General features: G+C 56.5%; 19 protein-coding genes. 13 read left to right on the top strand and 6 right to left on the bottom strand.

Annotated features, from left to right (window positions below; genetic code table 11):
- Positions 1 to 18: 18 nt before the first annotated feature.
- Both SADFL11_RS21905 and SADFL11_RS21900 read left to right on the top strand, forming a co-directional pair.
- On the top strand, positions 19 to 588 hold the full coding sequence (locus SADFL11_RS21905) for an SRPBCC family protein (protein ID WP_008193610.1): 570 nt from the start codon (positions 19 to 21) through the stop codon (positions 586 to 588).
- Between the two features lie 56 nt (positions 589 to 644).
- Entirely contained in the window at positions 645 to 830 is a 186-nt protein-coding gene (locus tag SADFL11_RS21900) for a hypothetical protein (protein WP_134853108.1), read from the top strand.
- 140 nt (positions 831 to 970) lie between these two features.
- On the opposite strand, the gene SADFL11_RS21895 is transcribed toward SADFL11_RS21900, so the two are convergent.
- On the bottom strand, positions 971 to 2,395 hold the full coding sequence (locus tag SADFL11_RS21895) for an aldehyde dehydrogenase family protein (RefSeq protein WP_008189826.1): 1,425 nt from the start codon (positions 2,393 to 2,395) through the stop codon (positions 971 to 973).
- Between the two features lie 21 nt (positions 2,396 to 2,416).
- Positions 2,417 to 3,391: an NAD(P)-dependent oxidoreductase gene (locus SADFL11_RS21890; protein WP_008197263.1), complete on the bottom strand. Its 975-nt coding sequence runs from the start codon at positions 3,389 to 3,391 to the stop codon at positions 2,417 to 2,419.
- A gap of 118 nt (positions 3,392 to 3,509) precedes the next feature.
- On the opposite strand from SADFL11_RS21890, the gene SADFL11_RS21885 reads away from it, so the two are divergent.
- Positions 3,510 to 4,385: a LysR substrate-binding domain-containing protein gene (locus SADFL11_RS21885; protein ID WP_008192722.1), complete on the top strand. Its 876-nt coding sequence runs from the start codon at positions 3,510 to 3,512 to the stop codon at positions 4,383 to 4,385.
- Positions 4,386 to 4,391: 6 nt separating this feature from the next.
- Here the strand turns inward: SADFL11_RS21885 and SADFL11_RS21880 are convergent, their stop codons facing one another.
- On the bottom strand, positions 4,392 to 5,480 hold the full coding sequence (locus tag SADFL11_RS21880; protein WP_008194603.1) for a YeeE/YedE family protein: 1,089 nt from the start codon (positions 5,478 to 5,480) through the stop codon (positions 4,392 to 4,394).
- Positions 5,481 to 5,603: 123 nt separating this feature from the next.
- Between SADFL11_RS21880 and SADFL11_RS21875 the strand changes: the two genes are divergently transcribed.
- Positions 5,604 to 6,542 (top strand): MBL fold metallo-hydrolase, encoded by a 939-nt coding sequence (locus SADFL11_RS21875; RefSeq protein WP_008196092.1) that lies wholly within the window; start codon positions 5,604 to 5,606, stop codon positions 6,540 to 6,542.
- Positions 6,543 to 6,634: 92 nt separating this feature from the next.
- Here SADFL11_RS21875 and SADFL11_RS21870 read toward each other — a convergent pair whose 3' ends face one another.
- The 3 genes from SADFL11_RS21870 to SADFL11_RS21860 all read right to left on the bottom strand — a co-directional run bounded on the left by SADFL11_RS21870 (position 6,635) and on the right by SADFL11_RS21860 (position 8,723).
- Positions 6,635 to 7,741 (bottom strand): YeeE/YedE family protein, encoded by a 1,107-nt coding sequence (locus tag SADFL11_RS21870; protein ID WP_040450978.1) that lies wholly within the window; start codon positions 7,739 to 7,741, stop codon positions 6,635 to 6,637.
- Positions 7,742 to 7,878: 137 nt separating this feature from the next.
- Positions 7,879 to 8,238, bottom strand: coding sequence for an ArsR/SmtB family transcription factor (locus tag SADFL11_RS21865; RefSeq protein WP_008191789.1), 360 nt, complete (start codon positions 8,236 to 8,238; stop codon positions 7,879 to 7,881).
- A gap of 95 nt (positions 8,239 to 8,333) precedes the next feature.
- Entirely contained in the window at positions 8,334 to 8,723 is a 390-nt protein-coding gene (locus SADFL11_RS21860) for a thioredoxin domain-containing protein (protein WP_395176419.1), read from the bottom strand.
- A 94-nt stretch (positions 8,724 to 8,817) separates the two neighbouring features.
- On the opposite strand from SADFL11_RS21860, the gene SADFL11_RS21855 reads away from it, so the two are divergent.
- From SADFL11_RS21855 to SADFL11_RS21815, 9 genes are all read left to right on the top strand, one after another.
- Positions 8,818 to 9,552, top strand: a complete 735-nt coding sequence (locus SADFL11_RS21855) for a cytochrome c biogenesis CcdA family protein (protein ID WP_008188979.1) — start codon at positions 8,818 to 8,820, stop codon at positions 9,550 to 9,552.
- A gap of 22 nt (positions 9,553 to 9,574) precedes the next feature.
- Positions 9,575 to 10,171, top strand: a complete 597-nt coding sequence (locus SADFL11_RS21850) for a thioredoxin family protein (protein ID WP_008191030.1) — start codon at positions 9,575 to 9,577, stop codon at positions 10,169 to 10,171.
- 154 nt (positions 10,172 to 10,325) lie between these two features.
- Positions 10,326 to 10,805 (top strand): sulfur oxidation c-type cytochrome SoxX, encoded by a 480-nt coding sequence (gene soxX, locus SADFL11_RS21845; protein ID WP_008191490.1) that lies wholly within the window; start codon positions 10,326 to 10,328, stop codon positions 10,803 to 10,805.
- Positions 10,806 to 10,828: 23 nt separating this feature from the next.
- Complete coding sequence (gene soxY / locus SADFL11_RS21840) at positions 10,829 to 11,278, top strand: thiosulfate oxidation carrier protein SoxY (protein WP_008191229.1); 450 nt, start codon at positions 10,829 to 10,831, stop codon at positions 11,276 to 11,278.
- 122 nt (positions 11,279 to 11,400) lie between these two features.
- Positions 11,401 to 11,730: a thiosulfate oxidation carrier complex protein SoxZ gene (soxZ, locus tag SADFL11_RS21835; RefSeq protein ID WP_040452515.1), complete on the top strand. Its 330-nt coding sequence runs from the start codon at positions 11,401 to 11,403 to the stop codon at positions 11,728 to 11,730.
- Positions 11,731 to 11,771: 41 nt separating this feature from the next.
- Positions 11,772 to 12,635: a sulfur oxidation c-type cytochrome SoxA gene (soxA, locus tag SADFL11_RS21830; protein ID WP_008196729.1), complete on the top strand. Its 864-nt coding sequence runs from the start codon at positions 11,772 to 11,774 to the stop codon at positions 12,633 to 12,635.
- Between the two features lie 198 nt (positions 12,636 to 12,833).
- Positions 12,834 to 14,531 (top strand): thiosulfohydrolase SoxB, encoded by a 1,698-nt coding sequence (soxB, locus tag SADFL11_RS21825; protein WP_008194011.1) that lies wholly within the window; start codon positions 12,834 to 12,836, stop codon positions 14,529 to 14,531.
- A 27-nt stretch (positions 14,532 to 14,558) separates the two neighbouring features.
- Positions 14,559 to 15,842, top strand: coding sequence for a sulfite dehydrogenase (soxC, locus tag SADFL11_RS21820; protein WP_008195948.1), 1,284 nt, complete (start codon positions 14,559 to 14,561; stop codon positions 15,840 to 15,842).
- The gene (locus SADFL11_RS21815; protein WP_040450979.1) at positions 15,826 to 16,935 is read left to right on the top strand and encodes a c-type cytochrome; all 1,110 of its coding nucleotides are present in this window, start codon (positions 15,826 to 15,828) and stop codon (positions 16,933 to 16,935) included. The genes soxC and SADFL11_RS21815 overlap by 17 nt, the downstream gene beginning before the upstream one ends.
- Positions 16,936 to 16,958: the final 23 nt, after the last annotated feature.

The following is a 16,958-nucleotide window of genomic DNA, read 5'->3' as shown; positions in this document are numbered from 1 at the left end:
GAGTATAATTCCATGCAAATGACCGACAGCCAACGGATCGAAGCGCCCCGTGAGACGGTTTGGGCAGCGCTGAACGACCCGGAAGTTCTCAAGGCATCGATTCCCGGGTGCGAGGAGTTGATCAAGCACTCCGAGACCGAACTGGAAGCCAAAGTGAAGCTGAAGGTGGGCCCGGTGAAAGCAACGTTCGGCGGCAAGGTCGAACTGCTCGATCTTGATCCGCCGAACGGGTATCGCATTGAGGGCGAAGGCTCCGGTGGTGTGGCCGGTTTTGCACGCGGCGGCGCGAAGGTCCAGTTGGAAGCAGATGGACCGGACGCCACCATTTTGCACTACGAGGTGGACGCAAAAGTCGGTGGCAAGCTCGCCCAGCTCGGCGCCCGCCTGATCGATTCCACGGCTAAACGCCTGGCTGGCGAGTTTTTCACCGCCTTTGCGGAACAAGTCGGCCCGAGCGTACCCGAAGATGCTGAAGAAAGTGCAGATGCTTTCGGTGACGCAGACGCGTCTAAGGAAAAGAAAGGCTGGCTTGGCGGCCTGTTTGGTGGAAAGAAAACCGAAGAAACACCCCAGGAAGCAGCCGAGTAACCGGCCTGATGAATGCCACCCAATGTGAGTTTCTGGAACGGGAAAGGAGTGAACTGATGACCGCACAGACCTTGAATTGGAAAACTGCCGTGGATGAAGTCCGGCAAGATCCCTCAATGATGCTGGCACTTGGCACCGGAGCAATTCTTACCGCGTTTCTGGCCACCGTTCACGCCTGCTGCCTCGGCCTTGCAACACCGCCGATGGCCGCGCTCCTGCAGATCTGTTCCTCTGCGGGGTAACTGGCCCTGAAAGATCCATGCTGGTTCAATTACCCAGCATTTGCGATTGGCAGTCCCGGCACTGAGCCGAGATCAACCAAGTTCGAGGCCCCGGCTCAAGGCCGGGGCGGCGCAAGCGGCGACTATCAGAACGCCTAACCTCAGGCCGTAATCGCCTTAAGTTCCAGAAAGTCTTCCAGACCAAATTGACCGAATTCGCGGCCGTTGCCGGACTGCTTGTAGCCGCCGAAGGGAACGTCGTAGTCAATGCCCGCGCCGTTGATATAGACGTTTCCGGCACGCAGTTTCCGGGCCACCCTGCCCGCGCGCTCCGGATCTCCGGTCTGGATATAGGCGGCCAGGCCATAGGGGGTGTCGTTGGCAATGCGGACTGCGTCTTCTTCCGTCTCAAACGGCAAGATCGCAAGCACCGGCCCAAATATTTCTTCCCGCGCAACATGCATGTCATTGGAGACGTCTGCGAAAATGGTTGGCCGGACGTAGTAGCCGGTTTCCAGTCCTTCAGGCTTTCCCGCACCGCCGGCAAGCAGTTTGGTGCCTTCCTTGATCCCCGCGTCGATATGGCTCTGGATCCGATCAAATTGCAACTGGCTCACGACCGGCCCAATGTGATCCCCATCCTGTTGCGGATCGCCGACAGCCGTCTCGGAGGCAAATCTTTTGGCCAGCGCGAGGACTTCATCATAAACAGACCGCTCGACCAGTAGCCGGGTTGGCGCGTCGCAAGACTGGCCGGAGTTGGCAAAACAACCTTCGACCGAAAACTGTACGGCCGTTTCAAGGTCAGCATCGGCAAAGAGAATATTGGCCGACTTGCCACCGAGTTCCAAAGCGACACGTTTGACGGTCGCTGCTGCATTCTGGGCGACGGATGTCCCGGCCCGTGTAGAACCGGTAAACGACACCATGTCGATATCGGGGTGTGACGACATTGGCACTCCGATCCCGAGGCCATCCCCATTGACCAGATTGAAGACCCCTTTGGGGCAGCCGGCCTCGTCCAGAATTTCAGCAAACAGCATCGCCGAGAGCGGTGCAATTTCGCTCGGTTTCAAGACCATCGTGCATCCAGCGGCCAGTGCCGGTGCGACCTTTGCGGCTATCTGATTGATCGGCCAGTTCCAAGGCGTAATCAGACCGCAAACGCCAATCGGCTCATCCCGCAAGGTGCTGCCGCCGCGTGGGCTTGGCCGCTCCCATTGATGGGATTTGAGGGCTTCAAGTGTTGCCTCAAAATGACCAGTCCCTGAAGGCGTCTGCTGCTCGCGGGCAAACTTGGTTGGCGCCCCCATTTCAAGACGGATCGCCTCATCCATTTCAGCGGACCGGCGATTGTAGATTTCGATGATCCGTTCAAAGAGAGCAACACGCTCTTCAACCGAGCTCTCACCCCAGGTTTCAAACGCTGCCTTAGCGGCATCGACCGCCTTGTTCAGGTCTGCTTCGCCTCCCAAAGAGATAACGGCAACCGGCTGCTCTGTTGCCGGATTGATGACATCGATGTCTTTTGCTTCAGTTGGAGCAACCCATTGCCCGTCGATATAAAAATGGCGTTTATCAAGCATTTCAGTCAGATCACTCCAGACTCATTCCGCCGCGATGGCAACCGCAGCTGTTGGTCTGACTTCGTACCCCGGTTCTTCCGGTTCGTCATCTTCCATTTCGGCCGGAAAGCCATCTCCGAGGACCGAGAGGCCTGTAGCATCCTCCAGTCGCTTAATGATGTTCGGCGACAGCTCGCGGGGACCGTAGCGGGAAATGCCATCGGCGAAGATCTGGTTCAACAGGGGTGACAGCTCGAGCGGAACGCTGTGTTCCTCGGCAATCGACTGAAACAATCCGATATCCTTGGCAACCAGATCCATCGTGAAGGAAATATCCCGGGACCCGTTGAGGATCACCTGTCCTTCGGTTTCATGCACGAAGGAGGTTCCAGACGAGATCTTGATCGCCTCATAGGCCGTGTTGAGTTCCATACCAGCCGCCTTGCAGGTGGTCAGGGCCTCACAAACGGAGACGAGGTTCGCGGTCGCCAGATAATTTGTGACAACTTTCAACACGGAAGCCGACCCGATATCGCCTGTGTGCAACACTCGGCGTCCCAGCACAGTCAGAAAAGGAAGGGCCTTTTCAAAAGTCTCCCGGCTGCACCCGGCAAAGATCGAAATATTGCCTGTGGCCGCCCTGTGGCACCCGCCGGAAACCGGACATTCAATGGCCTCACCACCCTTTTCGGCAACCAGACCGGCAAGCCGTTTGACTTCACTGGCGTCCGTTGTCGACATTTCCGCCCAAATTGTGCCCGGACCAATGCCTTCAAGAATGCCATCCGGCCCCTCGACGACTGCAGCACATGCGGTCGGGCTTGGCAGACAGGTGATCACCACATCGCAGTCTTCAGTCAGCTGTCTCGGACTAATCCCTTTTTTGGCGCCAAACGCGGCGAACTTCGCCATGAGGTTTTCATCGAGATCAAGGACCGTGAGATCAAAACCATTGCGCACGATGCTGCCAGCCAGTTTGCCGCCAACATTGCCAAGACCGATAAATCCTACATGCATGTCCGCCTCTCCGAGGTCATAAAGTCAAATCAGATGGCGGAGAGGATCCCTGACTCATTACAAAAAGAAAAACGAATAAATAGATGGACATTACTCCAAACTTTTTATCAATAAGAAGATGTCCATTCTTCCAAATCTGATGTGGCTCAGAAGCTTCGAAACGACCGCCCGGCTCGGCAGTTTTACAGCGGCGGCCGAAGAACTCAGCCTCACTCAGGCCGCCGTCAGCACACATATCCGCAATCTGGAGAGCCAGCTTGGCCATGCCCTGTTTCTCCGCTCGACGCGCAAACTTGCTCTGACCGAAATCGGAAAGGCCTATTTGCCCTCCGTGCGCAAGGCGATTGACGAGTTGTCTTTGTCAACGGCCGGCCTGTTCGGGGCACGCCAGTCCGGCACTGTCACCCTGCGCGCACCGATCTCAACAACAGTTCTGGTGGTCGCGCCACAGCTGCCTACATTTTTGGAGGAACATCCGACCATCAAGGTTCGCCTCCTGTCGGCCATCTGGGCAGAAACCGTTCTGGAGACCGAGGTCGATATCGACGTTCGGCTTGGTATCGGAAAATGGCCAGACGGCCACGCAGATCTTCTGGCAAGAGACACGATCATTCCCGCCTGCGCACCCTTGCATGCCGAGGCTATAGACACACCCGAAACGCTTCTGGAGACACCGCTCATCCACATTCTTGGATTTGAAGATCACTGGGATCGATTCTTCGAAAGATGTGGCCTGGAACGCCCAAAGGGGCAGCGGCGGGTAACTGTCGACACCACACTTGCAGCGGTTGAACTGGCAGCAGCTGGTGCTGGGGTCGCTCTCATCCTGGAACGGGCTGCGATCCGGTTGGAAGAGGTCGGGCGGCTTAAAATCCCCTTGGACATTCGAATTCCACTCGGACAAGACCACTACCTTGTGGAACGGGATCATGCAGCAAGAACACGCCCTGAAGTGGAGACGGTGAAAGACTGGCTGAGGACGATCCTCACGTAGCCTGGCTTAGGACGTTCCGACGACCGGCTGGGCTGATGCGGTCTTGGCCGGACGACCATTGAGTGCAAAATCGGTCAATCCCGCAGATAGCCAGATCGCCGAGAGCGTGATCCAGGCGGTTACTGCAAAAACCGAGGCCCCGGTGATACCCGCGCCAACGGCACAGCCGCCTGCCAGCATGCCGCCAAAGCCCATCAGCGCTGCACCGGCGCCGTAGCGGGCCATGGACCGCCCCCCCTCAAAGCCCTGAAGCTCCAATTCGCGAGAAAAAAGTGCTGCCAGGAAAGAACCAGCAAAAACGCCGGGAACAAGTCCGATGCCAAAATCGAGTGCAGACTGCGCCGGCGACAAAAACAGCATCAGCGTATCAGCCGAGGGACCTGTAAAGGTTATGCCCTCGATCTGTACCGGCTCGAACGCCTGACTGGCAACCGAAGCTGTGAACCACCATGCGAGCGGTACGGCAAGCCCCGCTCCGCAAGCTGCAATTGCTTGCCAAAGGGGTGTTTTGGCCTTGATCGCAATTACAATTCCAGCGGCCAACCAAAGCAGAGCAAACCCGAGCACGACAGTCTGCGACAGCCCTAAATGGGCAATGAGATCATTGCCGCCAATTTCCGCTGTTGTCCAGAGACCTGCAAACCACTCACGTACGGGTTTCAAGATCCCCCTCAGACTTGCTTGGGCAATCACCGCAAAGACCAGTCCGGACAGAAGCGCCCGCAAGTTGCCGGTCGCAGAAAGGACGAGAAGCCGGCTGGCGCATCCTCTGGCCAAGACCATTCCAATGCCAAACATTACTCCGCCCAACGCTGCGCCGGAGAGGCTTTGCGGAGAGGCGAGTTGACGGGCTTCTTGCGACGGCACTTCGCCGAAGCCAACAAGCAGCTGCGTTCCGAGAAGTGCTGCGGAGAACGCAAACAGCCAGATTGATAAGCGAACGCCAAAAACACCGTGCGCAAAATCGAGAGCTGCTGCCCTGAGACAAAACCTGCTTTGCTGCGCGAACCCGCCAAACATTGCACCGGCCAGAAAGCCGCCCGCAGTCAAAATCGCAGGTTCTGAAAATCGATCCAGAAAGTAGGTCAAGTCCATAGTTGTCTACCGATTAGCCGGTGTTGGATCTGCAACACTTGCCTACCTCTTTCCCCATCTGCATTGACGTTTCTCAAGGAAACATAGATAAATTCATAAATTTGAATATGTGGAGGACTACGCATGCCGGTTGCCCTGAAAGAGAACCCCTCGCGCCGCTGCCTATTGAAAGCAGGACTCGGTTTGGGAGCTGCTGCGATCACTGGCCTCCGCCCTTCCCTTGCAGCTTCGGACACGATCATGCTTGGCGGCAATGAAGTCAGCGTCATTTCTGACGGCAACTTGAGCCTCCCGATGAATTTTCTTCTGCCTGAGCAAAGCCCGGAGGAGATAGAGGCCCTTTTCAAGCCTCATGGTTTGCCAACCGATACAGCATCGCCGGACTGTAATATCACCCTTCTGCGCCAGGACGATCGGCTTGTTCTCTTCGATGCAGGCGCCGGAGCCAACTTCCAGCCCAGCGCAGGCGAGCTTATGGCCGGTCTCGAAGAGGCTGGCATTGATCCTTCAGACGTGACCGATGTGATCTTCACCCATGCGCACCCGGATCATCTCTGGGGCATTCTCGATGATTTTGACGACGTGCTTTACTCGGAAGCCACGCTCTGGGTGCCGCAAGCTGAATGGGACTATTGGCGCGCCGATGATACCCTGGCAAAGACACCGGAAGCCCGCAAAAGCTTCGTCGTCGGGGCTCAGGCGCGCCTTGAAGCCATCGAAGACCAGGTGCAGATGGTCACGCCCGGTATGGAGGTTATCCCGGGTGTTGAAGCTGTCGATACGTCCGGTCATACGCCGGGTCACACGTCCTACATGATCCACGGGGATGGAGAATCCGTTCTGGTCGTTGGGGATGCAATCACCAATTCAGTGATTTCCTTCGAGAAGCCCGACTGGGTGTCCGGATCGGATCAGGATCCGCAAAAGGGTATCCAAACCCGAAAGGCTCTTCTGGATCGCCTGGCCACGTACCAAACGCAATTGATTGGCTTTCATCTCCCGAACATGGGCATCGGCCACGTCGAGCGGGCTGGCTCTGCCTACAAGTTCGTGGCGGGCTAAAGCTGCGAAGCCGCCCCGGCCTTGAGCCGGGGCCTCAATAATAGTCCCGCTTCAGGACCGGGACTGCACTAATCCGCAGAACTCTGCTGACACTATTCCGCCGGATGCCGATGGTCGGCGCCGTCATTCCGCCGGAAAGCCGCCAAGGCAGAACCTTCGACCAGCCAGGCAAGCCCTACCCGGGCGCCGAATGCCATGGACAGCATTACAATCGGTGCCGAAATTGCCATTATCGAGAAACCCGTGATGCCCTGCCCAACAGTGCAGCCCATCGCGAAAACACCGCCGATGCCCATGAGTGTTCCGCCAAGGATGTGACGTCCGAGTTCCCGGGCATCATCACAGGCTTCCCAGCGGATATCGCGTTTCCAGAGAGCGGCAAGAATCGCACCAGTCAGCGTGCCTGCAATAAGTCCGACCCCGTAATCGGGCCAGACACCGGTGTAGGTGATCAGCTGCAGAATACTGTCTCCAACCGGCACGACGAAGGACCCTGCCTCGATCTGCACCGGATCAAAGGAATTTGCGGCCACGTAAGTCGTGGCCCACCAGCCGAACGGGATGACCAGACCGATCGCAACGGCAGAGGCGATTTTTGCCCGGGCACTGCGATAAGCGCTCTCCTTGAATATCCAGCCCAGTCCAAACGTAATCATCAGAAGCGCGACCAGCCATCGCAGATCGAAACCGGCCAGACTGGAGGCAATATCCCCCATGGACTGACTGCCAGCGGCGGTGAAGGTAATCATTTGATCATCAACCAAAGGCACCCGAATAAGGCCGACGATCCCGCGCTGTGCAGCCAATGCGGCCAGTCCGATGACGGTCAGAACCACCAGAGCTCTGAGACTGCCGCCGCCAAGGCGCAGAACAGCCCCGAAGCCACATGTTCCGACTAAGGCCATGCCGAGACCAAACATCGCGCCGCCGAGAATCGCGCCGGTCCAAGGAAAACCCGGATCGAGATAAAAGGAAGCACCAGTGTCGGCGAGACCGAACGCGACAAGAACCTGCGTTCCAATCAAGGCAACCACGGCAGCAAGCACCCAAGTTCTGAGGCCGGAACTGTCTCCGGCATACCAGTGCCGCTCCAGCGCGGACAAAGTGCAGAAGTGTGAAGCTCGGCCGACGAACCCCAATACGCATCCGGCAAGTACACCGAACACAGGCAGTATGAGCGTCAGGTTAAATTCTGGCATTTTGGCTGCCGTTGCCGGCCCCTCGTCGCATTTCCCCCGGACCGCTCTCCGGCGGCTATTTCTGGAAGAGTATCAAGGCGAAGAAGGCTCTTCAACGCTCAAGCGTGCTGCAACGCACGCGGCAGCATAGTCCAAGCTTACTGATTATCGCCCGGCTGCGGACGCACGTCCTTGCAGAAGAGATCATATAAGGTGGAGATGATGGAGCTCACCTCATCATCGACCAGACTGTAGTAAATCATCCGACCTTCGCGCCGTGTCTGGACAAGGCCTTCGAGACGCAATCGGGCGAGCTGCTGAGACACTGCCGCTTGCGGCACAGTGAGGATATCTTCAAGTTCTGAAACAGATTTCTCGCCTTCAGACAGTAGGCACAGGATTACAAGACGCACTTCATGCGACAGTGCTTTCAAAAGATCGCTTGCCTTGCGCGCCTGACCCATCAACCGGTCAAAGTCTTCGGCGCTCATATCCTTTTTGAAGACGGGCAGATTCATCGAACGTTTCAGTATCCGTACAGGTCCAGCCAAAAACTATTGCAGCGCAGCAATTCTGCGCTCATTCGGGTAGATGATGCAAGTGGCAGCAACAATCAACTGCCGCTTTTTCTGTGCTCCTCCAATTGCTCAAGCATGTCACTGAGCAGCGGCCAGAAAAAGTGTTCACCGGGATACCCGCGCAAGCGCGCAATTTCCTCGCCGTCTTCAACAAGGATAAAAGTCGGCGTCAACCGCTCGCGTTGAATATTATCCAGATCTTCCGGCCAGCCATCCGTGATATCGACCCGGCGCAACGGCGCACGCTTGCCCTCATCGGTTTTGGGGTAAGCAACGCCGATCTCTTCATTCCAAACCATGCACCAAGAACAGCCTGGCTGTTCCACCATGATCAATTCCGCGGCAGTTCCAGGTGTTGGAAGCGCAGAAAGTCCGGCCAATAATGCGCTCCCAACCAGCGCTCCCGCAACATTCAAACGACGCACTTGTCATTCTCCGTGTTTTCTGTGATTACAATATATATGACTTTTTGAATATTTTAAACAAAACACAAAGTCGTCATGTCTGGGAGGACACTTTATGCTCGAGGTTTCGTGGGGCGCCGCCTTTCTGGCTGGATTGCTATCCTTTGTGTCCCCGTGCGTCCTGCCGATCGTACCACCCTATTTGTGCTACCTCGCCGGAGTTAGCGTCGATGAACTGAAGGGCAATACCGCAGCGGCCACCACCGGTCGCCGGGTCGTTTTTGCCGCGATCGCGTTCGTTCTCGGCTTCTCTGCCGTGTTCGTGGCCCTCGGGGCAACGGCAAGCGTGATCGGCCAATCCATCGCCCGCTATTATGACATTTTGTCATACATCGCGGGCACGATCATTATCATTATGGGCCTGCACTTCCTCGGCATTTTTCGGATCGGTCTTTTGTTTCGCGAGGCAAGAGTTCACGTGGAGAAAAAACCGGCTGGTCTGGTCGGCGCATTCATCATGGGGCTCGCCTTCGCATTTGGCTGGACGCCCTGTGTTGGGCCAGTGCTGGCTGCAATCTTGTTTGTTGCGGGATCCTCCGAAACGACGTGGCATGGCGCAGGCCTTCTAGCGGTCTACGCCTTAGGTATAGGTATTCCGTTCATTCTCGCGGCCGCCTTTGCCAGCCAGTTTCTGGGCTGGGCCAGCCGGTTCCGCAAACATATGGGCATCATCGAAAAGATCATGGGCGGTTTCTTGGTCTTGACCGGAATTATGTTCATCACCGGACAAATGTCGGCCATTGCCTTTTGGCTGTTGGAAACATTTCCGGTTTTCTCGCAAATCGGCTGAGCGTATCTGGGAGGAGCTCGACATGCATCAGATTACCAAATCATTCGCAGCGGCAGCGGTCTGCTTGACGCTGGGCCACACTGCCGGCCTTACAGCGACCCTCGGCGAAGACGGGCTCCACAAGCAGCCCTGGTTCACCATCACTTTCAAGGATATCGCAGAAGACATTCAAACAGCGTCCGATGAGGGAAAACGTCTCGCGTTGGTGTTCGAGCAACGCGGATGCATCTACTGCAAGGCCATGCATGAGAAGCTCTTGAGCGACCCGGAAGTGACGGATTATATCAAGGAGCACTTCATAGTCGTGCAATACAACATGTTCGGCGACGAAGAAGTCATCGACATTGACGGTGAAGAGCTGACCGAGAAGACCGCCGCCCGGAAGTGGGGCTATGTATTCACGCCGACAATTGTCTTTCTGCCCGAAGATATTCCGGAAGACGGCACAGTCGCGGATTCGGCTGTTGCGACGATGCCAGGATCGTTCGGCAAGTGGACTTTCCTGAACATGTTCCGTTGGGTGAACGAAAAAGGCTATGAAAGCGATGAGCACTTTCAAAAGTATCATGCGCGCATAATCAATGAGTTACGTGAACAAGGGCGGCTCGGCTCGGACTAAAACTTGCACAAATTTGGAAGTCCGCAAAAAGGCGTATTGCATAACATATGCAAAAAATCATATCTTTTAATGTGAGGAGTACAGATGGACTGATCAAATTGGTCTATCTCGGGCACGGTGGAGCGTGCCCGCATTGAGGAGGAAAGCCGATAAAATGACAAAGGGCGCAACAATCAAACGCCTCCCGGTCGCGCTGGCCGGTCTGGCCATGATGGCTGCATCCGCGGCAACCGCAGAGACGGTGGCACCGGACAGCGTTCCGATCGAAGACATGGAATTAAAAGTCTCTCTGACTGGAGCACCTGGAGACGCGACTACCGGCCGCGAGACATTTGCCGACCGCAAAAAAGGCAACTGTCTTGCCTGCCATGCCAATGAAGATCTCAAGGATCAACTATTTCATGGCGAGGTCGGACCGGAACTGAACGGCGTGGCCGATCGTTGGAGCGAGGAACAGCTTCGCGCGATCGTTGTAAATAGCAAGGCTGTGTTTGGCGATCAATCCATCATGCCCGGCTTTTACACGATGAACGTCGGCGTGAACGTCGCGGAAAAGCATCAGGGTCAGACGATCCTATCGGCCCAAGACGTCGAAGATGTCGTCGCCTATCTCATGACACTCAAAGAAAACTGATCTCGGGACTCAAGGAGCAAGAGATGACCATCACCAGACGCCAGGCACTGGGCTTGACTGCAGGTGCAGCAGCCTTCCTGACATTCGCACCGCGGATCTCGTTTGCGGCAACCGCAGAAACCGACGCAGCGATCAAAGCCTTCACCGGCGGGGCAACCCCGACTGAGGGAACGGTATCGCTGGACACCCCGGAAATTGCGGAAAACGGCAACACCGTTCCTGTCGGTGTGACCGTTGACAGCCCGATGACGCCAGACAGCTACGTTGAATCGGTTCTGATCCTCGCAGACGGCAACCCTAGCCCGGCCGTAGCCACCTTCCACTTCACTGCCATGAGCGGTGCAGCCGAGGCCAAGACACGTATTCGTCTTGCGAAGACCCAGAACGTGGTTGCGGTCGCCAAGATGAATGACGGTTCGACCTTCATGGACACCAAGGAAGTCAAGGTCACGATCGGTGGTTGCGGCGGCTAAGGCACGCCCTTGGCGGACAATGATGGTCTGCCAATCAGACTTTGAAAAAGATGTGGCTTTGGGTCGTAGTCAGCAGCTTTGAAAAAGCGCAGATCGGTCCAAACGAGGAAAGGAACCAAGTTATGGCAGCTCCAAAACCCCGCGTGAAGGTGCCGAAGAAGGCATCCCAAGGCGAAGTCATCACGATCAAGACATTGATCAGCCACCCGATGGAGTCGGGTCAACGCAAGGACAAGAAAACCGGCGAACTCATCCCCCGCAAGATCATCAACAAGTTCTCATGCGAGTTCAACGGACAAGTCGTCTTTAGCTGTGATCTGGATCCGGCTGTATCCGCAAACCCATACATGGAGTTCAGTGCCAAGGTGAACGAGCCGGGCACATTCAAGTTCACCTGGGTGGATGATGACGGCAGCGTCTACGAGACTGAAAAGAAAATCACAATCGAATAGAGCCGCAGTCGTTTAGACCGCACAAATCGGGAGGAGACGATTTGGCCAAAGCAATAAAACATGTTGCCGTGCTGTTTGCCGGCATGATGCTCGGGGGAAGCACTGCTGCACTTGCAGGGGGTCCGTCGGATGACAAGCTGATCATTGATGATGAAATGGAAATCATCACGCGGACCGCGGCACCAGAAGGCCATCCACTTGATGAGGTGATCTCAGGCTGGCACTACCGGACTAAAGAAACCCGCGCGCTGGAAGCGGACAGTTTCCAGAACCCGGGGATGCTATACGTCGAGCGTGGTGAGGAAATCTGGAATACAGTCGATGGAGCAGCAGGCAAGTCCTGTGCATCTTGCCACGGCGATGACGGCGAGTTTTTAAAGGGTATCGGGGCCAATTATCCAAAATGGGATGAGGCCAACAATCGACCAATCAACATCGAACTGCAGATCAACGCCTGCCGCGAAGCGAACATGGAGGCTAAGCCCTACAAGTTCGATGCGGCTGATCAAAAAGCACTGACCACCTATATCAGGCACCAGTCTCTGGGCATGCCGGTCGAGGTCGATCTGACCCAGGGCGATATGAAGAGCTGGTGGGACAAGGGTGAGGAACTCTACTACACCCGGACAGGTCAGTTAAACCTGTCCTGCGCAACTTGCCATGAAGACTACAACGGCAATTACATCCGTGCGGATCACCTCAGCCAGGGCAACGTCAATGGTTTTCCGACCTATCGTCTGAAGCAAAGCTCGATGGTCTCCCTGCATAACCGGTTCCGCGGCTGTATCCGCGACACCCGGGCGGAGTTTCCAGCAGCCTTCTCTGACGACCTGATGGCTCTCGAAGTCTACGTGACTTGGCGTGGCTCTGGCCTTTCGGTAGAAACACCGGCGGTGCGCCAATAGTGCGGACCTGACAATTTGGGAGCGGTGGCAAACCGCCGCTTCCGAGCACTCCGGCCAAAGCGCCGGTGACTGACCAAACCAACACCGGTCGATAATACGATCAAGGTGCGTAAGTTTTTACGTGCCAACGGAATAACTCTGCCTTTGGCCATTGGCTATTCGGAGGCTCCGGCCTCTGCCGAATTTGGGAGTAATTGAATGTTTTCAAGGCGCGAGTTCTTGATGGCGGCGACAGCAACCAGCGCACTGATCGGTTCCGGCATGGCCGGATCCTGGTCTCGGTTGATGGCGCAACAGGCGTTGAGTGAAGATCAGCTTCTTGCAATGGAGCCGTCGGGGTCCTTGACCCTTATCCATATTACCGACATTCATGCCCAGTTGAAGCCGATCTATTTCCGCGAGCCTTCTATCAATCTCGGCATAGGTGATGTCACCGGCAAACCGCCTCATGTGACCGGAGCGGATTTCCTGAAGCTCTACAACATCGAAGCCGGGTCACCGGATGCCTACGCGCTCACGTCCGAAGACTTCTCAGCCCTCGCCAAATCCTACGGCAAGATGGGAGGCATGGACCGGGTTGCGACCGTGATCAAGCGCATCCGCGCCGAGCGCGGCGATGACAACGTCCTGCTGCTGGACGGGGGCGACACCTGGCAGGGCAGCTACACCTCAAATCAAACGCTTGGCCAGGACATGGTCACGGTCATGAACGCGTTGAAACCGGATGCCATGACCGGCCACTGGGAATTCACCTACGGCGAGGACCGGGTTCAGGAGATCATCGACGACCTTCCTTTCGCGTTCCTTGGTTCCAACATTTACGACAATGAATGGGACGAGCCGGCGTTCGAAGCCTGGAAAATGTTCGAACGCGGCGGCTCCAAAGTTGCGGTCATCGGTCAGGCCTTCCCCTACACGCCGATCGCCAATCCTCGCTGGATGATACCGGGCTGGTCCTTCGGCATCCGCGAAGAAGACATCGTCAAGCATGTCGAGGAGGCCCGCGGCGAAGGGGCTGAGGTTATTGTCCTTCTCTCTCACAACGGTTTTGACGTTGACCGGAAACTTGCTTCAAATGTCAGTGGCATTGATGTCATCCTGACCGGACACACCCACGACGCCTTGCCCGAGCCCGTGATTGTGAATGACACATTGGTTATCGCGTCAGGTTCCAACGGCAAGTTTGTCTCCCGCGTCGATCTGGATGTCAAAGATGGCGCAGTCGTCGGATACAATTACCGTCTGATCCCAATCTTCTCCGATGTGATCACTCCCGATGCTGAGATGGCAGCGCTTATCGACGAGGTACGCGCGCCCTACGAGGCAGATCTCTCGCGGGTTCTCGGCAAGACCGAAAGCCTCCTTTACCGGCGCGGTAACTTCAACGGAACCTTCGATGACCTGATTTGTCAGGCGCTTCTAGAGGAACGCGACGCCCAGATTGCACTGTCCCCCGGCTTCCGCTGGGGCACCAGCCTCCTGCCCGGTCAAGACATAACCTTTGAAGACCTCCACAACGCCTGTGCCATGACCTATCCGGCCGCTTATCGCTCCACCATGAACGGCCAGATGCTGAAAGACATTCTCGAAGACGTTGGCGACAACCTCTTCAACAAGGACCCGTATTACCAACAAGGCGGTGACATGGTCCGCGTTGGCGGTATGGGCTACACAATCGATCCCAAGATGGAGATCGGCGAACGCATCTCCGGCATGACGCTTCTGGCAACCGGCGAGCCGATCGACCCGGCGAAAGACTACGTCGTTGCCGGCTGGGCTTCGGTCAATGAAGATACCGAGGGCCCGGCAATCTGGGACGTCGTTGAAAACCACATCACCAAAAATCCGACCGTGAAGCTTCCGGACAATGAGTCCGTGAAGGTGATCGGTGTCTAAATTTGTTTAAGACCTGAGGACAGAAACATGACTGAGACAAAGGACAAGGGCACTCCCTCCCTCTCTCGGCGGTCCCTTCTCAAGGCCGGCCTCACAAGCGGTGTTGCCGCAGGTGTCGCCGGAGCTGCAGGTGCAGCACGCGCAGCAGGTGACCCGCTGATCACGGAAATTCAGGACTGGAACCGGTATCTCGGCGACGGCGTCGATGCAGCACCGTACGGTCTGCCATCGGAATTTGAATCGGAAGTCGTCCGGCGCAACGTGCCCTGGCTGACTGCTGATGCCGTCGCCTCAATCAATTTCACGCCACTCCATGAACTCGACGGGATCATCACGCCGAACGGGCTGTGTTTTGAGCGCCACCATGGCGGCGTCGCGCAGATCCGGCCGCAGGATCACCGTCTGATGATCAACGGCTTGGTCGACACACCTCTGGTCTTCACCATGGAAGACCTCAAGCGCTTCCCGCGCGAAAACCACGTCTACTTCCTGGAATGCGCGGCCAATGGCGGCATGGAATGGCGCGGGTCTCAGCTGAACGGCTGCCAGTTCACCCATGGCATGGTGCACAACGTGATGTACACCGGCGTGAAACTGAAAACACTTCTGGAAGAAGCAGGCGTCAAGACCAACGGCAAATGGGTGCTTCCGGAAGGCGCAGACGCCGCCCACATGACCCGCTCCATCCCGATGGAAAAGGCGCTGGATGACTGCCTGGTCGCCTGGAAAATGAACGGCGAAGCCCTGCGCGCTGAACAGGGCTACCCGCTGCGTCTCGTGGTTCCAGGCTGGGAAGGCAACATGTGGGTCAAATGGCTGCGCCGCCTGGAAGTCGGCGATCAGCCATGGCACCACCGCGAGGAAACGTCTAAATACACAGATCTCCTGGAAACAGGAAAAGCTAGGCGCTTTACCTGGGTGATGGATCCGAAGTCCGTCATCACCAGCCCAAGCCCGCAAATGCCGGTTTCCCACGGCAAAGGTCCGATGGTGATTTCAGGCCTCGCCTGGTCCGGCAACGGCCGCATCACCCGTGTGGACGTATCTCTGGACGGCGGCCGGAACTGGAAGACGGCGCGGATTGACGGGCCAAGCCTGTCGAAATCTCTGCACCGCTTCTACCTCGACATTGATTGGGACGGATCGGAAATGCTGATCCAGTCCCGCGCAATGGATGAACACGGGTTTTACCAACCAACCAAGAACGAGCTGCGGGCCGCCCGAGGCGAAAACTCCATCTATCACAACAACGGCATTCAGACCTGGTATGTCCAAAAGAACGGGGCGGTTGAAAATGTTGAAGTCTCTTAAAGCGCTTTCGCTCGGCACCGTTCTCGTCGCACTTGCATCAACTGCAACCGCAGGCGATGCGGCAAAGGGCGAGAAGGTTTTCAAGAAATGCCAAGCCTGCCATGCAGTCGGTGACGGGGCCAAAAACAAGGTTGGTCCGCATTTGAATGACCTGTTTGGGCGCTCTGCTGGCGAGATCGATGGCTACAAGTACTCGAACGCCATGGTCAAGGCGGGAGAGGATGGATTGGTTTGGGACATGGAAACCACCCGAACCTATCTGGTCAAACCGAAAGCCATGATCAAAGGCACCAAGATGGCCTTTGCGGGGCTCCGCAAGGATGCGGATCTGGACAACATTCTGGCTTACTTGGCGACTTACTCTGAAAATGCAGACGGCGGCTCAGAACAATCTGAAGCGCCTTCACAAGATAACGGAACTCAAGTCACTGCGGCTCCTGCAGCAACCGAACCCGTTGCCGCCGCTGTCTCGAACACACGAGACGGTGGCGTCTTTGGCCTCGGCCGTGTTGCTTTGGCTGAAGAAGTGGCTTCGTGGGACATTGATATCCGGCCAGATGGACAAGGCCTTCCAGAAGGCTCAGGGACCGTAGCCGACGGTGAAGTTCTTTACACGGACAATTGCGCCATGTGTCACGGTGATTTTGGCGAGGCGGTGGACCGCTGGCCGGTTCTCGCAGGTGGCCATGACACCCTGACCGACGATCGCCCGGAAAAGACAATCGGTTCCTACTGGCCCTACTTGTCGACAGTCTATGACTATGTCCGCCGGGCCATGCCTTTTGGCAATGCTAGGTCCTTGTCCGACGACGAGGTCTACGCCATCACCGCGTATCTGCTTTATCTGAACGACCTGGTGGATGATGAGGAGTTCGAACTCTCCAAGGACAACTTCCTCGATATCCGCCTGCCCAATGAGGAGAACTTCATTGCGGACGACCGGGCCGAAGAAGTGCATTACGCAGAGAAAGGCGAACCGTGCATGACCGACTGCAAGCCCGGTCCTGTGGAGATCACCATGCGGGCGCGCATTCTGGATGTGACGCCGGACGACGGCGGCGATGACAACGCCGGTGTTGGCGCTGTAGACTGATACATACCGGGTCACGGGAGGAA

It is taken from the genome of Roseibium alexandrii DFL-11 (assembly GCF_000158095.2).
Lineage (GTDB): Bacteria > Pseudomonadota > Alphaproteobacteria > Rhizobiales > Stappiaceae > Roseibium > Roseibium alexandrii.
Note: the sequence above shows the minus strand (reverse complement) of the source record. Positions and strands in the feature narration are given on the sequence as shown.

Coding starts and splice junctions, on each gene's coding strand:
- SADFL11_RS21905 (WP_008193610.1), top strand. CDS start 19: ATGACCGACAGCCAACGGATCGAAGCGCCCCGTGAGACGGTTTGGGCA.
- SADFL11_RS21900 (WP_134853108.1), top strand. CDS start 645: ATGACCGCACAGACCTTGAATTGGAAAACTGCCGTGGATGAAGTCCGG.
- SADFL11_RS21895 (WP_008189826.1), bottom strand. CDS start 2,395: ATGCTTGATAAACGCCATTTTTATATCGACGGGCAATGGGTTGCTCCA.
- SADFL11_RS21890 (WP_008197263.1), bottom strand. CDS start 3,391: ATGCATGTAGGATTTATCGGTCTTGGCAATGTTGGCGGCAAACTGGCT.
- SADFL11_RS21885 (WP_008192722.1), top strand. CDS start 3,510: ATGTCCATTCTTCCAAATCTGATGTGGCTCAGAAGCTTCGAAACGACC.
- SADFL11_RS21880 (WP_008194603.1), bottom strand. CDS start 5,480: ATGGACTTGACCTACTTTCTGGATCGATTTTCAGAACCTGCGATTTTG.
- SADFL11_RS21875 (WP_008196092.1), top strand. CDS start 5,604: ATGCCGGTTGCCCTGAAAGAGAACCCCTCGCGCCGCTGCCTATTGAAA.
- SADFL11_RS21870 (WP_040450978.1), bottom strand. CDS start 7,741: ATGCCAGAATTTAACCTGACGCTCATACTGCCTGTGTTCGGTGTACTT.
- SADFL11_RS21865 (WP_008191789.1), bottom strand. CDS start 8,238: ATGAATCTGCCCGTCTTCAAAAAGGATATGAGCGCCGAAGACTTTGAC.
- SADFL11_RS21855 (WP_008188979.1), top strand. CDS start 8,818: ATGCTCGAGGTTTCGTGGGGCGCCGCCTTTCTGGCTGGATTGCTATCC.
- SADFL11_RS21850 (WP_008191030.1), top strand. CDS start 9,575: ATGCATCAGATTACCAAATCATTCGCAGCGGCAGCGGTCTGCTTGACG.
- soxX (WP_008191490.1), top strand. CDS start 10,326: ATGACAAAGGGCGCAACAATCAAACGCCTCCCGGTCGCGCTGGCCGGT.
- soxY (WP_008191229.1), top strand. CDS start 10,829: ATGACCATCACCAGACGCCAGGCACTGGGCTTGACTGCAGGTGCAGCA.
- soxZ (WP_040452515.1), top strand. CDS start 11,401: ATGGCAGCTCCAAAACCCCGCGTGAAGGTGCCGAAGAAGGCATCCCAA.
- soxB (WP_008194011.1), top strand. CDS start 12,834: ATGTTTTCAAGGCGCGAGTTCTTGATGGCGGCGACAGCAACCAGCGCA.
- soxC (WP_008195948.1), top strand. CDS start 14,559: ATGACTGAGACAAAGGACAAGGGCACTCCCTCCCTCTCTCGGCGGTCC.
- SADFL11_RS21815 (WP_040450979.1), top strand. CDS start 15,826: ATGTTGAAGTCTCTTAAAGCGCTTTCGCTCGGCACCGTTCTCGTCGCA.